This window comes from Microbacterium sp. TPU 3598, from assembly GCF_002356155.1.
In the GTDB taxonomy this organism is placed as follows: Bacteria; Actinomycetota; Actinomycetes; order Actinomycetales; family Microbacteriaceae; genus Microbacterium; species Microbacterium maritypicum_A.
The window spans coordinates 1,175,447-1,188,923 of sequence record NZ_AP017975.1 but is presented as its reverse complement, the minus strand read 5'-3'; the positions used below and the strand labels follow the sequence as shown (position 1 = coordinate 1,188,923).

The window sequence follows — 13,477 nt, the reverse complement described above, 5'->3', positions numbered from 1 at the left end:
GACAGCAATCGCACCGTGTGTTCTGCTCGACGCACTCGAAAGAGTGTCGGTGCCGTCCGGCACCGATCCAACGACCGGAGACGTCATGAAAACACGAAAGAAAGTCGCACTCGCCACGGCCACCGCGGTACTTCTGTCCTTCTCGCTGCCCGCCGCCGCTCACGCGGCGACAGAGGAGCATCTGTACGCGAACTCGACAGTCGTCGTCACGGATGTGAGGACCGGAGCGATCGTGTATCAGCAGTCGGAGCAGATCCCTGTGGATACGAACGGCACGTCGGCCACGATCGAGGCGCGGATCCCTTCGACCGAATCATCAGCTGCTCCAACTGAGCCGGGCATCATCGCCCCGCGGTCCTCCGTCGGCGGGAATCACGACAACGGTTCGGTCAAGTCGTCGATCACGATCCAGTACACCTTGAAGGGCGATCAGATTCGGACAGAGAAGGTCACGGGCAGCTGGACGCCCGACCCGGGGTTCGGACTCAAAGAGCGGAAGGTGGAGATCTACAGCGGCGGTGGAGTGCCGTCGATCATCAAGAAGGCGCCGACGGCGAACAGCTATAGCTACAACACCGGATGGGGCTTCCAGATCAAGCCACCGCAGAACTCTCTCACCTCCCCACGGGTGCTGGCCGAGGTGAAGTACCAGCTCTCGGGGACGGGCAGTGCGTGGCTGAAGCTGACGCACTGGGTCGACCTGTCCGGTATCTGATCCCGTGGTGAGGAGGGTCCGAGCAGTGTTCGCACACTCGGACCCTTCTCTCACCTCACACGCGGAAGCGTGCGGCACACAGCGTCACAGCTGGCGCGAAGAGCGCGGTGCGCGCAACGCCAGCTTTCCCACGTAATGGCTTCGCAGCGCGTGGTGCGCCTGGGCGACCTCGGCCGCGTCGAACACCTGCGCCACGTGCGGGGCTATGAGACTGGACTCGATGACCTCGTTCAGACGCTGCAGCGCCGCTCGGCTGCGGTCGCCGTCGTAGAACGACACACGCTCGACGACCTCGGCCGACGGTGGCGGATTCACACCGTGCGCCCACGCGATGCGCCCCGACGGTGCCACCCCGCGCAGCGCATCCTCGGCCGCCCGACCTCCGGCGGTGACGAGTGCGCCGTCGAGGCCCTCCGGAGCGAAGCTCTCGATGGCCGCCATCACGTCGTCCCGCCTCCCGTCGACGACGACATCGGCGCCGAGGTCCCCGGCCAGCGACACGCCGTCCTGTCCTGAGGCGACCGCGAACACCCGGAGTCCACGGTGTTTGGCGAGCTGCACCGCGAGGTGACCGATCCCTCCGCTCGCGCCGAAGATCATCACGGCGTCTCCGGGGCGCGCATCGATCGTGTCGAGTCCGCTCGTGGCCGTCAGTGCGTCCCAGGCGAGCACTCCGGCCTGCTCGTCGGTCAGCCGCGCGGGCACCGGGGCGACATGCTCCTGGTCGACCACCGCATACTCGGCGTAGAACCCGCCTCGCGGGACGGGGGTCGACGCGGCGTACACCCGATCCCCCGGGGCGAAGCGCGTCACGTCGGCGCCGACCGCCTCGACCGTTCCCGCCCCTTCCCACCCGAGGATGTAGGGGAAGGTCGACGGCACGCCGAAAGCTCCCTCGTAGTGGCCTTCGCGCTCCTCCCGATCCCATGACCCGATGCCGGCGACATCGATGCGGATGAGTACATCACCTTCGCCGACCGCGGGGATCGGAACCGACTGTTCACGCAGCTCCCCCTCGTCGCCGAATCGATCGAGAATGATGGCTCTCATCATGGTGGGCATCGGTCTCCTCGTTCTCAGGCGGATCGTTCTGGCGGGTGCGCGCCGTCGTCTCGATGCGCTCCGACGGCGGTGTCGTCCGCTCGGGTGTTCAGTCGTACTCCTCGATCCCCTGCAGGCGCACCTGCTCGAGGTCGAGTCGGGCGGAGATGCGGCGCACGACGATGTCGTCGACCGTGCCGGCGCCGCGCAGCCCGAGGAGGACCTCACGCTTGCGGTCGATCAGGGCGAGCTTGAGTCGCGTGTGCTCCTCATGCCGGATCAGCGGCGAGCGCTGCGCGAGGTCGACATCGGTCGAGGTCGCGATCATCTGCAGCACCGTGCCGTCGGTGCCCTCCCCCTCCGTCGCCTGCGAGGTTCCGCCTCCCGTGGTGGGGTCGTCTCCGATGTCGGCGGTTCCGGCACCGAGGGGGTCGGGCTCGCCGAGCATCTCGTCGAGAGCATCGGCTTCCGCGTCGACGAGGGCCTGCTCGCGGGCCAACGACCGGGCGTTCGCGAACTCGAGCATCTGATAGCCCTCCGACCGCACGCGATCGAGGACTTCCTGACCCACGCCGTGCTCAGCCGCGAGGTCGTCGAGAGCGGCGAGCGCCGCCCCGGAGATCGCCCGCTCGGCGAGTTCGTATTCCTCGTCCTCGACGTGGTCGACGGGGAACCGCGCCCACCGCACGATCGCGGGCAGGAGCGGCCCCTGCACGAGCAGACTCAGCAGGATGACGCCGGCGGTCACGAACACGATCTCATCGCGTCCGTTGATGGCCCCACCCTCTGTGATGCTCGTGGGGACAGACAGCGCGATCGCGAGCGAGACGGCGCCGCGCATACCGGCGACGGTGGAGACGACTCTGGCCCGTGCCCTGGCGCCGCGTGCGGGTCTCGGCCCGGCCTGACGCTGGAACAGCACGTTCACCAGCTGGAACAGGTAGCGCACGGCCAGCAGCGTCGCCCAGACGGCGAGCGTGATGAGCACCAGGCGACCGATCGCCGCCGCGGAGATCTCATGCACGACGTACTGCACCTCGAGCCCGATCAGGACGAACAGGGCGCCGTTGAGCAGGAAGACGCCGAACGGCCACGCCGCATCGGCCTGCCGCCGGGAAGAGGCCGTCGTGACCCTCGGCGACACGTAGGCGACGATGAGACCCCCGACCACGACCGCCAGCACACCGGAGGCGTGCACCATCTCGGCGACGAGGAACGCCGTGAAGGGGATCAGGAGCAGAGCGACGTTGATCACGATCGTCGACGACGTGCGCCGCAGCAGCAGGTACCCGAGAGCCGCGACGATGACACCGGCCGCGATGCCGCCGACATAGGAGACCAGCACGTCGAGCGTGACCGACAGCGGGGTGATCTGGCCGCCGAGCGCCAGCGACACCGCGATCGCGTAAAGCACCAGCGCCGTGCCGTCGTTGGTCAGGCTCTCGGCCTTGAGCTTCATGAACATGCGGCGCGGCAGCAGACGCCCGAGGGCGGCGACGGCCGTGGCATCCGGCGGCGCGACCGCGGCACCCAGGATGAGGGCGATCTCCCACGGCATCCCGAACAGCACTCCGATACCGGCGACCGCGAACGCCGAGGCGACGACCAGCACTGTGCTCATCGGCAGGATGTAGCGGAAGTCACGGCGGATCGACCGCAGAGACGTGGTGAGGCTCTCCCAGAAGAGCATCACCGGCAGGAACAGCAGCAGCACCGTCTCGGGAGGCAGCTGCACTTCGCGCAGCTGAGGCACGAAGCCCAGCAGCAGTCCGAAGATGACGAGGACGAGGGGCAGCGCGAGACGCACGCGCGGGGCGATCAGGGTTCCGACGAGAATCGTGAGTCCGAGCAGGACAGTTACTTCGAGGCCTTCCATCCCTACCTCCCAACAGCGTTGGGAGAAGGATATTCCTCCGTCAGCCGATCTCCTCGGTGAGTTCGAACCAGCGCAGCTCCAGCTCCTCGATCTCGGCCTGCTGGTCGCTGATCTTCTTCATCCGGTCGCCGAGACCCGCATAGTCGGACTGGTCGTGGTCCGCCAGCGCGGTCTTGGCGGCGTTCACCTGCTGCGTGAGCTTCTGGATGCGTCGCTCGAGGGCGGACACCTCCTTCTGCGCCGTGCGCAGTGCCGCACCGTCGAGCCCCTTCGCGGCAGCTGTGGCCGTCGCCGTCGCTGCGGCCGTCGCGGTCTGCTTCGACCCGGTGGAGGACTGCAGGTGACGCAGTCGCAGATACTCGTCGACCCCGCCGGGGAGGTGACGCAGGTGACCGTCGAGGATCGCGTACTGCTGGTCGGTGACGCGCTCCAGGAAGTACCGGTCGTGGCTGACGACCAGGAGCGTGCCCGACCAGGAGTCGAGAAGGTCCTCGATCGCGGCGAGCATGTCGGTGTCGAGGTCGTTGGTCGGCTCGTCGAGAATCAGCACGTTCGGCTGGTCGAGCAGGACGAGAAGCAGCTGCAGGCGACGCTGCTGTCCACCCGAGAGATCCTTGACCGGAGTGGAGAGCTGGGCGGAGTCGAACCCGAGCCGTTCGAGCAGCTGCCCGGGCGTGAGGTCCTGCGCCTTGGAGCCGGCCCCCATCGTGTAGGAGGTGCGCAGGCCCGAGATGATCACACGCACCGGGTCGTTCCAGTGCTGGGTGAGCTCGTCGAGCCGCTGTGTGAGGGTCTGCACCTTCACCGTCGTGCCGCGCTTGACCCGTCCGACGGTCGGCTCCACGGTGCCGGAGATGAGGCCGAGCAGCGTCGACTTGCCGGCGCCGTTCACACCGAGGATCCCGGTGCGCTCCCCCGGTGCGATGCGCCACTCGATGTCGCGCAGCACGACCTTCTCGCCGCCGTCCGCCGTCGGGTAGGTCACCCCGACGTCGAGCAGGTCGACCACGTCCTTCCCGAGTCGCGAGACGGCGAGCGACTGCAGCGACACCTTGTCGCGGATCTCGGGGACGTCGGCGATGAGCTCATTGGCCGCGTCGATGCGGAACTTCGGCTTGGCCGTGCGGGCCGGAGCGCCACGGCGGAGCCACGCGAGCTCCTTCTTGGCGAGGTTCTGACGCTTCGCCTCGGTGGCGGCCGCCATCCGGTCGCGCTCGACGCGCTGCAGGATGTACGCCGCGTAGCCGCCCTCGAAGGGCTCGACGATGCGGTCGTGCACCTCCCAGGTCTCGGTGCTGATCTCATCGAGGAACCATCGGTCGTGCGTCACGACCATGAGGGCGCCCGAGTTCGGCGACCAGCGCTTCTTGAGGTGTCCGGCGAGCCAGGTGATCGCTTCGACGTCGAGATGGTTGGTCGGCTCGTCGAGGGCGATGACGTCCCAGTCTCCGGTGAGGAGCTTCGCGAGCGACACCCGACGCCGCTGCCCACCGCTGAGAGAACCGATCTCGGCATCCCACGGGAGGTCGGTGAGCAGCCCTTCGATGACGTCGCGGATCCGCGCATCGCCCGCCCACTCGTACTCCGGGGTGTCGCCGACGACCGCCGCACTGATGGTGAGGTCGTCTGGCAGGTTGTCGGCCTGATCGAGCACGCCGATCCGCGTTCCTCCGCGCACCGTGACGCGTCCGGAGTTCGGTTCCTTGATGCCTGCCAGCATTCCGAGCAGGCTCGACTTGCCGTCGCCGTTGCGGCCGACTATGCCGATGCGGTCGCCCTCCTCGATGCCGAGGGTCACGGAGTCGAAGACGACCCTGGTCGGATATTCGAGGTGGAGGGCTTCAGCCCCGAGAAGATGTGCCATGTTCCTTCCAGGGTAGCCGCGTGCGACGAACCGTCCGGCCGTTGCCCGGAAGGTTGCCTCCGACGGACGTCGCCCGATCTAGGATCGACGGGTGCCAAGGAATCGCCGGGTGTTCTCGCTCATGCTCGACAATCGCAAGGCGAAGCTGATGGAGTCGAAGAGACGACCCGGTCGCTTCGAGCTCAGCGTCGATGGGATTCCGCAGTCCGTCGTCTCGATGACCGATCCCACCGCGCTCGAATACGCCTACATCCAGCACATCGCCAGAGCGATGGACGCCGCGGCGGAGCCCGGTGCCCCGCTGTTCACCGTGCATCTGGGCGCCGGAGCACTCACGCTGGCTCGCTACGTCGCGGCCACGCGTGCCGGGTCCCCGCAGCTCGCGGTGGAGTTCGAACCCGCCCTCTACACCGCGGTGGTCGCCGCCCTGCCGCTGCCCTCCGGCACCGATCTGCGCGTCATCTTCGGCGATGCACGAGCGGTCGCAGACGCGGATCTCCCCGACGAGAAGCGCTCGTCGGCGCCCTCGTCCTCTGTCCCCGCGGTCGCCGCGGCTGCAGCGGAGAGCACCGCGATCGACACCGACTGGGTGGATGCGCAGTTCACCGTCGTGGATCTGTGGGATGCCGCGGTCATCCGACATCGTGTGGCCAGCCAGGAGTTCTACCGCCGCGTCGCCGCACGCTCCGCCGCGGCGGGCGTCGTGGCCGTGAACCTGCTCGACGGGCACCCGTTCGAGTACTCACGGCGACAGGCGGCCACCCTGCGCACCGTGTTCGACCACGTCGCCGTCGTCCTCGACGCCGAACCGGAGGATGATGAAGGGCCACTGGGCAACGTCGTCATCTTCGCGAGCGACGAGCCGCTGAGCATCGTGACGATCCCCGAGCTTCTCGGCCCGCCACGACCTCATATGCTCCACGACGATTCTCTGACGTCGTGGATCGCCGAAGCGCGCATCATGACCGACGCCGACGGCACGGACTCCCCCGACCCCGACGATCCGATCTGGGACTAGCCCCGGCGCGACCGCCTCGTCAGCCCGTCTCGTCAGCCCGTCTCGGTCGATGCATCGGCCGAGACGGCCGGTGCGGTGACCGACCCCGCCGTGCGGAGGAACACGATGATCCAGCTGAAGATCAGCACGGCGGCGATCAGCTCGACAGCGGTGAGGTTGTAGTAGCCGACCGCGAAGAAGGCCGCGAGCAGGATGATCACCAGCACGTAGATCCACCCGAAGGCCACGAACACACGAGGGATGGTCGGCAGGAACCACGGCAGGCCGACCACGACGATCCCGAACACCACGGTCATACCCGTCGCGACGGTGTTGTGCAGGAGGAAGAACTCGTCCACCGGGAAGATACCGACGCACGCGAGGAAGATGCCCATCAGGATCAGTCCGCCGCGCACCATGAAGCGTCCTCGCCGTTCCTCCGGGCTCTCGGCCGGGAGCCCCGCGGTCGCGTAGCGGGAGATCGTCGTGATCATCACCCCGGCGATGACCAGCGTCACATTGAACGCGACCGATGCGCTGTTGGTGCTCATGCCGAGCGCTGACAGGTTGTCGCGCCACCAGTGCACGTCGCTGGAGGCGAGCATGCTGGCGAATGCGCCGACCACGAGGAAGACGGCGAGCACCAGCGACAGCACCATCGGGGTCAGGGCGACGGCACTGAGGAAACAGACGTATCCGGTCAGCGCGAAGGCGACCGCCACCAGGATGGCGCCGGGGAACGGGAACACCGGGGCATCGGTGAAGCTCCGCTCGAGGAGCTCGGCGACGCCGAGCCAGCCGAGGTACGCGATGGCCGCATGCGCGAAGGCGATGGCGGTGAGGTCGTACCACCGCAGCCGATCCCCCGGCACGCTGAAACCGTCGCGCGCCGCGCGGGGGTCGGGCTGCGCGGGTCGCACGGCGACGCGCCCGAGGGTGAAGGCGATGACGGCGGTGATCGCGCCCCCGTACGCCGCGAAGACTCCGATCGAGCCGCTGCCGCTGATCGCCAGGTCGTGGCCCCAGAAGACCGGGAGTCCGATCAGGAATCCTGAGACGAAGAAACCGGCGCCGACGATCAGCGCCGTCGCCTCGAAGACGGCCTCCGCCGTCGCCGGGCCGCGCACCTGACGCAGCACCTGCATCACCCTGCTCGCGAGTGCGTTCATCCTCGTCCTTCCCGGTCCACATCCTAGAAGCCGCGCACGCCGCGCACCGGCTTGCGCGCCCGGGCGTTCGTCGCGTGTGCGACTAGCCTGGACGGGTGACCCAGACCATCGCCGCCCGCGCCGCCCTCCTCGACATGGACGGCACCCTCGTCGACTCGACCGCCGTCGTGGAACGGCTGTGGCTCGCATGGGCAGAGCCGCACGGCATCGATCCGGAGACGGTGCTGCGCACCGTGCACGGGCGACAGGGCCATCAGAGCATGGCGATCATGCTTCCGGAGCGCGATCATGCGATCAACCTCCACGAGAACGACATCATGCTCGCGAACGAGGCGGGTGACGTCGACGGAGTGATCGAGATCCCCGGCGCACGTGCGCTGCTCGATGCGCTGCTGCCCTTCCCACACGCGATCGTCACCTCCGCGAACGTCGCACTCATGACCGCACGGATGCGGGCCGCGGGCCTCACCGTTCCCGCACAGAAGGTCACGGCCGAGGATGTGTCCGCCTCCAAGCCCGACCCCGAAGGGTTCCTCCGCGCGGCAGAACTGCTCGGGATCGCTCCGGCGGATTGTGTCGTGTTCGAAGACTCCGGTGCGGGAATCCAGGCGGGCCTCGCTGCGGGAATGCGCGTCGTCGGCGTGGGCACGCACGCCGCGGTCCACCACCCGACCGTCCTGGTCACGGACCTCTCCCAGGTCGCTGTCTCCCCCACGGCCGACGGGTTCGAGCTCACGATCGGCTGACGTCGCCCGCTCCTCCCGCCGACCCTTCACGATCTGCCCGCGCCGCTACGATGAGGCGATGCGACGTTTCCCCGCCTCGGTCTACGAAACCGGTGAGGAGCCCGATCCGCGCTTCTCCCTCGCGAACGAGCGGACGTTTCTCGCCTGGACGCGCACCGGGCTCGCGCTGATCGCCGGTGGCGTCGCCCTCGAGGTGCTCGGCCTCGACCTCCACGCCGGCTTCCGTCTCGCAGCCTCGCTGGTGCTGATCGTCACCGGCACTGCCGTCGCACCGCTGGCCTGGTGGGAGTGGATGCGCGCCGAACGTGCGATGCGTCGCTCCCGCCCACTGCCCGGAGCATTCTCTGCCGTGGTGCTCGCGATCGTGGTGACGGTCGTCGGCCTGCTCGTCCTGGCCGGGGTGCTCTGGCGGTGACGGCTCGCAGGTCGGATGCCGGACGACCGGATGCTCCGGGGCGACACGCACAGGGGCCTTTCGATCCGGGCCTGCAACCCGAGCGCACCGAACTCGCCTGGCGCCGCACGGCCCTCGCGATCGCCATCGGCTCGCTGGTGTCGCTGCGCGTCTTCCCTCTGCTGCTACCGCCCGCCTTCACCGCGTGGGGGTTCGTCCCCGGTGCTGTCGGCCTCGTGGCGGCCTGCGCCCTCTGGTTCGCGGCACGCCGACGTCAGCTGCGGATGACCGCATGGCTGCACTCGACACTTCCGGGCGCGACGCCGCCGGGCTCGGCGCGGATCACGGCGCCCGGCGGAGGGCTGCTCGTCGCCCTCACCGCTCTCGCAACGGCATTCGGGGTCCTGTGCATCGGGATCGTCGTCGTGTCGTCGTTCGTTCAGTTCCGCGGATAGTCCTCGAAGATCAGCGTCGTCCTCGTCGAGCGGATCGAGGGGATCGCCTGGATGTCCTCCAGCACGATGCGACGCAGATCGCGGGCGTCGTTCGCGCGCACCAGCAGGATCACGTCGAAGTCGCCACCGACCAGCGCCATGTGCTCGATCTCGGGTATCGAGCGCAGCCGTTCGCTTACCGCCTGCCAGGTCGCCTGCTCGATCGCGAGAGTCACGTAGGCACTGGCGTGGTGCCCGAGCAGCACAGGGTCGGTGCGCACCGTGTACCCCGTGATGACGCCTGTGTCGGTGAGCCGTTTGATCCTCGCGTGCGCACCGGCGCGCGAGATGTGCACGGCATCCGCGATCGCAGTCATCGACGCGCGCGCATCCTGACGCAGTTCCTCGAGGATTGCCCGATCCGTCTCATCCAGAGCGACCATGCGACCCCTTCCTCGATGCAGAATTTCTGACACTTCGCTCAAGAATGCCTCATGTGACGAGCTTTCATCCACGATTCCGCAAAAGATCTTGGATGAGTGACGCCCCAGAGGCATGCTGTCCTCATCGAGTTCGGCAAGGAGGGCGAACGCATGCTGCACACCGACCTGCTCCCGCGCGACACCGCGGTGCAACTGATCGACGAAGACGGAACGGCCGTCGCCGACGAGCGGTATGCGCTCCCCGATTCGGACACGCTGCTCGCGGCGTACCGCGGGCTCGTCGAGGGCCGGCGCATCAACGATCAGGCCGGAGCCCTCGTGCGCCAGGGCCGCCTCGCCGTCTACCCGTCGTCGCACGGGCAGGAAGCCTGCCAGGTCGGTGCCGCCATGTCGCTCGGCGCCACGGATTGGCTGTTCCCCACCTATCGCGACTCGGTCGCCGTCATCGCGCGCGGTGTCGACCCCGCCGATGCGATGGTGCTCCTCAAGGGCGACTGGCATTCGGGGTACGACGTGCGCGCCCACCGCGTCGCCCCGCAGGCCACTCCGCTCGCCACCCAGCTGCTGCACGCCGTCGGCTTCGCCCAGGCGGCGAAGCATCGGGGCGAGGACACGGTCGTCCTCGCGCTCTGCGGCGACGGCGCCACCAGTGAGGGCGACTTCCACGAAGCCATGAACTTCGCCGCGGTGTTCCACGTCCCCGTGGTCTTCTTCGTGCAGAACAACGAGTTCGCGATCTCGGTCCCGCTCTCTCGCCAGACGGCCGCCCCCTCGCTCGCCCACAAGGCCATCGGCTACGGGATGCCCGGGCAGCGGGTCGACGGCAACGACGTCGCCGCCGTGGTCGCCGTGCTCGACGAGGCCATGTCTCGCGCCCGCGCCGGCGGAGGGCCGAGCCTCGTCGAGGCGCACACATATCGGATGCAGGCGCACACCAACGCCGACGACGACACCCGCTACCGGGAGCGCGACGAGGTGCAGGCCTGGATCGCCCGTGACCCGCTGCTGCGCCTTCGGGCGCACCTGACCGCCACCGGTGCGCTCGACACCGCGACCGAGGAGCGCTTCGCTTCGGGAGCCGAGGAGATCGCCGCAGCGATGCGGACCGCGCTGAACACCGACACCGTTCTCGACCCTGAAGACCTGTTCCGCTTCGTGACCGAGACCCGATCCTCTCAGCTCGACGAGCAGTGGGACCTGCTGCGCGGCGAGATCGAACGGTCGCGTCTCACCGATGCCGGAGCCGGAGCCGGAGCCGGAGCCGCGATGAACGGAGCACGCCGATGACGATCGCACAGGACGACACCCGCACCGAGAGCGAAGCCGCCACGGTGACGACGATGACGATGGCCGCCGCGTTGAACCGTGCCCTGGCCGATGCCATCGAGTCCGATCCCGATGTCGTGGTGTTCGGCGAAGACGTGGGCGCGCTGGGCGGTGTCTTCCGCATCACCGACGGTCTCACCGCCCGGTTCGGCGAAGAGCGCTGCTTCGACACCCCGCTCGCGGAATCCGGCATCGTCGGCACCGCTGTCGGCATGGCCATGAACGGCCTTCGTCCCGTGGTCGAGATGCAGTTCGATGCGTTCGCCCTCCCCGCCTTCGAGCAGGTCGTCAGCCACGTCGCCAAACTCGGCAACCGCACCCGGGGCGGCATGCGGATGCCGTTGGTGATCCGCATCCCCTTCGGCGGCGGCATCGGCGGGGTGGAGCATCACTGCGACTCGTCGGAGGCCTACTACGCGCACACGCCCGGCCTCACGGTCGTCAGCCCGTCCACTCCGCAGGATGCCTACTCGCTGTTGCGTGCGGCGATCGCCTCCCCCGACCCTGTGGTCTTCCTCGAACCGAAGAAGCTCTACTGGGCCAAGGGGGAGGTCGACACCTCGGTCACCGCCGACCTCGGAACGGCCCGAATCGCCCGTGAGGGTTCCGACGTGACGCTCCTGGCATACGGGTCATCGGTTCCGCTCGCGCTCGACGTCGCCGACGTCGCCGCCGCCGAGGGGCGCAGCGTGCAGGTCGTCGACGTGCGCTCGCTCTCGCCGTTCGACGATGCGACGGTGACGGCCGCCGTGAAGTCGACCGGCCGCGCCGTGGTCATCGCCGAGGCCCCGGGATACGTGAGCGTCGCATCCGAGATCCAGGCTCGCGTCTTCGAGCGCTGCTTCGAGTACCTCGCAGCTCCCGTGCGACGGGTGACCGGCTTCGACACTCCGTATGCCCCGCCGAAGCTCGAGCACTGGTACCTGCCCGACGTCGATCGCGTGCTCGACGCGATCGACACGCTGCACTGGGAGGACGACGCATGAGCACCCCGCTGAAGCCGCATGCCGGCACGCAGGTGTTCCTCCTGCCCGACCTCGGCGAAGGCCTCACCGAGGCCGGACTCGTGCAGTGGCTCGTGTCGGTGGGAGACACCATCACGACCGATCAGCCGATCGCCGAGGTCGAGACCGCGAAGAGCATCGTCGAGCTGCCGTCGCCGTTCGCCGGCATCGTCACCGCGTTGCACGGCATCGCCGGCGACACGATCGACGTCGGTGCCCCCGTGCTCGAGGTGGCGGACTCCCTGCCGTCTCCGGCCGCGCCCACCGCCGGACCGGCGCAGCCCGAGCACGAGGCCTACCGCGAAGAGGAGCGCGCGGGTTCGGGGAACGTGCTCATCGGCTACGGCACCACCGCGCGTCCCGCCATGGGGCGACGCCGTCCGTCAGCCGCCTCGGTGTCTGCGTCTCGGGCACCGGCGACAGCATCGATCCCCATGCCGACCGCGGTCCCTTCCGCCCCGAGCACCCCCGCGACTCCTCCTCCGTCGCGATCGGCCGACCGCAGACCTGTCGCTGTCCGCTCCCCGCTCGTTCGCCGACTCGCTCGGGACCTCGGTCTCGACGTGCACTCGATCGCCGCGACCGGCACCGACGGCGCCGTGACGCGCGCAGACGTGCTGCGGGCCGCCGTCGAGAACGCCGTCGACACTGCCGTGGACACTGCCGTGGACGCTGCCGTGGACGCTGCCGCTGCACACCATGACGGCTCCACCGCAGGCGGCGGCACGCCCGGACACCCGCTCGCCGAGACGGTCGACGGTCTCGGCGTGCGCTCCCGCGAGCGGATGTCGCCACTGCGCAAGGCCGTGAGCGCGAAACTCTCCCGCAGTCGTTCCGAGATCCCCGAGGCCACCGTCTGGGTCGACGTCGATGCCACCGCGCTGTGGGACCTGCGTTCGCAGATGGCACCGGCGGGAGGCAAGGCTCCGTCGGTGACCGCGCTCCTCGCACGTTTCGTCCTGCTCGCCCTCGAGGACTATCCCGTGCTCGCATCGCGCCTCAGCGAGAGCGGGGACGAGATCATCTCGTTCGACGGCGTGAACCTCGGCATCGCGGCAGACACCGAACGGGGGCTCCTTGTTCCGGTGGTCCCCCGCGCGCACGCGCTCACGGTCGCGCAGCTCGACACGGCGCTGCGCGAGCTCACCGCCACGGCGCGCTCCGGGACGATGCCGCCGGAGCGCCTGCGGGGATCGACGTTCACCCTCAACAACTACGGCGGCCTCGGGGTCGACGGCTCGGCCGCGATCATCAACCACCCCGATGTGGCGATCCTCGGCATCGGGCGGATCATCGAGCGACCGTGGGTCGTGGAGGGGGCGATCGTGGCGCGCCGGATCATGCAGCTCTCCCTCGCGTTCGACCACCGGGTGTGCGACGGCGGCTACGCCGCGGGCTTCCTGCGGCGGGTGACCGAGCTCATCGAGCATCCGCTGCGCGCGTTCGGGAGGGTCTGAGTCTGCCGCAG

General features: G+C 68.8%; 13 protein-coding genes. 8 read left to right on the top strand and 5 right to left on the bottom strand.

The features are described 5' to 3' along the window. Nucleotides 1-85 precede the first annotated feature (85 nt). Nucleotides 86-715, top strand: a complete 630-nt coding sequence (locus tag MST3598_RS05555) for a hypothetical protein (RefSeq protein ID WP_136053604.1) — start codon at nt 86-88, stop codon at nt 713-715. Between the two features lie 84 nt (nt 716-799). Here the strand turns inward: MST3598_RS05555 and MST3598_RS05550 are convergent, their stop codons facing one another. From MST3598_RS05550 to MST3598_RS05540, 3 genes are all read right to left on the bottom strand, one after another. Next, on the bottom strand, nt 800-1,777 hold the full coding sequence (locus tag MST3598_RS05550) for an NADP-dependent oxidoreductase (protein WP_029260524.1): 978 nt from the start codon (nt 1,775-1,777) through the stop codon (nt 800-802). Nucleotides 1,778-1,865: 88 nt separating this feature from the next. Beyond that, on the bottom strand, nt 1,866-3,632 hold the full coding sequence (locus MST3598_RS05545) for a Na+/H+ antiporter (RefSeq protein ID WP_029260523.1): 1,767 nt from the start codon (nt 3,630-3,632) through the stop codon (nt 1,866-1,868). Between the two features lie 40 nt (nt 3,633-3,672). Further along, nucleotides 3,673-5,496: an ABC-F family ATP-binding cassette domain-containing protein gene (locus tag MST3598_RS05540; protein WP_021198782.1), complete on the bottom strand. Its 1,824-nt coding sequence runs from the start codon at nt 5,494-5,496 to the stop codon at nt 3,673-3,675. 91 nt (nt 5,497-5,587) lie between these two features. Here MST3598_RS05540 and MST3598_RS05535 point away from each other — a divergent pair, with 91 nt between their 5' ends. After that, on the top strand, nt 5,588-6,514 hold the full coding sequence (locus tag MST3598_RS05535; RefSeq protein WP_136053605.1) for a hypothetical protein: 927 nt from the start codon (nt 5,588-5,590) through the stop codon (nt 6,512-6,514). Nucleotides 6,515-6,546: 32 nt separating this feature from the next. Here the strand turns inward: MST3598_RS05535 and MST3598_RS05530 are convergent, their stop codons facing one another. After that, a complete protein-coding gene (locus MST3598_RS05530; protein ID WP_029260522.1) occupies nt 6,547-7,662 on the bottom strand; it encodes a DUF998 domain-containing protein in 1,116 nt (371 codons plus the stop codon). Nucleotides 7,663-7,757: 95 nt separating this feature from the next. Between MST3598_RS05530 and MST3598_RS05525 the strand changes: the two genes are divergently transcribed. The 3 genes from MST3598_RS05525 to MST3598_RS05515 are packed head-to-tail and all read left to right on the top strand — an operon-like array spanning nt 7,758 to nt 9,257. Next, the gene (locus MST3598_RS05525; protein WP_096359478.1) at nt 7,758-8,408 is read left to right on the top strand and encodes an HAD-IA family hydrolase; all 651 of its coding nucleotides are present in this window, start codon (nt 7,758-7,760) and stop codon (nt 8,406-8,408) included. 58 nt (nt 8,409-8,466) lie between these two features. After that, nucleotides 8,467-8,823, top strand: a complete 357-nt coding sequence (locus MST3598_RS05520; protein WP_021198786.1) for a YidH family protein — start codon at nt 8,467-8,469, stop codon at nt 8,821-8,823. Then, the gene (locus tag MST3598_RS05515; RefSeq protein WP_081860197.1) at nt 8,820-9,257 is read left to right on the top strand and encodes a DUF202 domain-containing protein; all 438 of its coding nucleotides are present in this window, start codon (nt 8,820-8,822) and stop codon (nt 9,255-9,257) included. The genes MST3598_RS05520 and MST3598_RS05515 overlap by 4 nt, the downstream gene beginning before the upstream one ends. On the opposite strand, the gene MST3598_RS05510 is transcribed toward MST3598_RS05515, so the two are convergent. Further along, nucleotides 9,242-9,679: an Lrp/AsnC family transcriptional regulator gene (locus tag MST3598_RS05510; RefSeq protein ID WP_021198788.1), complete on the bottom strand. Its 438-nt coding sequence runs from the start codon at nt 9,677-9,679 to the stop codon at nt 9,242-9,244. The two genes, MST3598_RS05515 and MST3598_RS05510, sit on opposite strands and share 16 nt — an antisense overlap. Before the next feature lie 150 nt (nt 9,680-9,829). On the opposite strand from MST3598_RS05510, the gene MST3598_RS05505 reads away from it, so the two are divergent. Genes MST3598_RS05505 through MST3598_RS05495 form a run of 3 tightly spaced genes read left to right on the top strand, consistent with a single transcriptional unit; the run spans nt 9,830 to nt 13,466 of the window. Continuing rightward, nucleotides 9,830-10,966 (top strand): thiamine pyrophosphate-dependent enzyme, encoded by a 1,137-nt coding sequence (locus tag MST3598_RS05505; RefSeq protein WP_029260519.1) that lies wholly within the window; start codon nt 9,830-9,832, stop codon nt 10,964-10,966. Further along, nucleotides 10,963-11,991: an alpha-ketoacid dehydrogenase subunit beta gene (locus tag MST3598_RS05500; protein WP_051667895.1), complete on the top strand. Its 1,029-nt coding sequence runs from the start codon at nt 10,963-10,965 to the stop codon at nt 11,989-11,991. Before MST3598_RS05505 ends, MST3598_RS05500 begins: the two co-directional genes overlap by 4 nt. After that, a complete protein-coding gene (locus MST3598_RS05495; RefSeq protein ID WP_029260517.1) occupies nt 11,988-13,466 on the top strand; it encodes a dihydrolipoamide acetyltransferase family protein in 1,479 nt (492 codons plus the stop codon). The genes MST3598_RS05500 and MST3598_RS05495 overlap by 4 nt, the downstream gene beginning before the upstream one ends. Nucleotides 13,467-13,477: the final 11 nt, after the last annotated feature.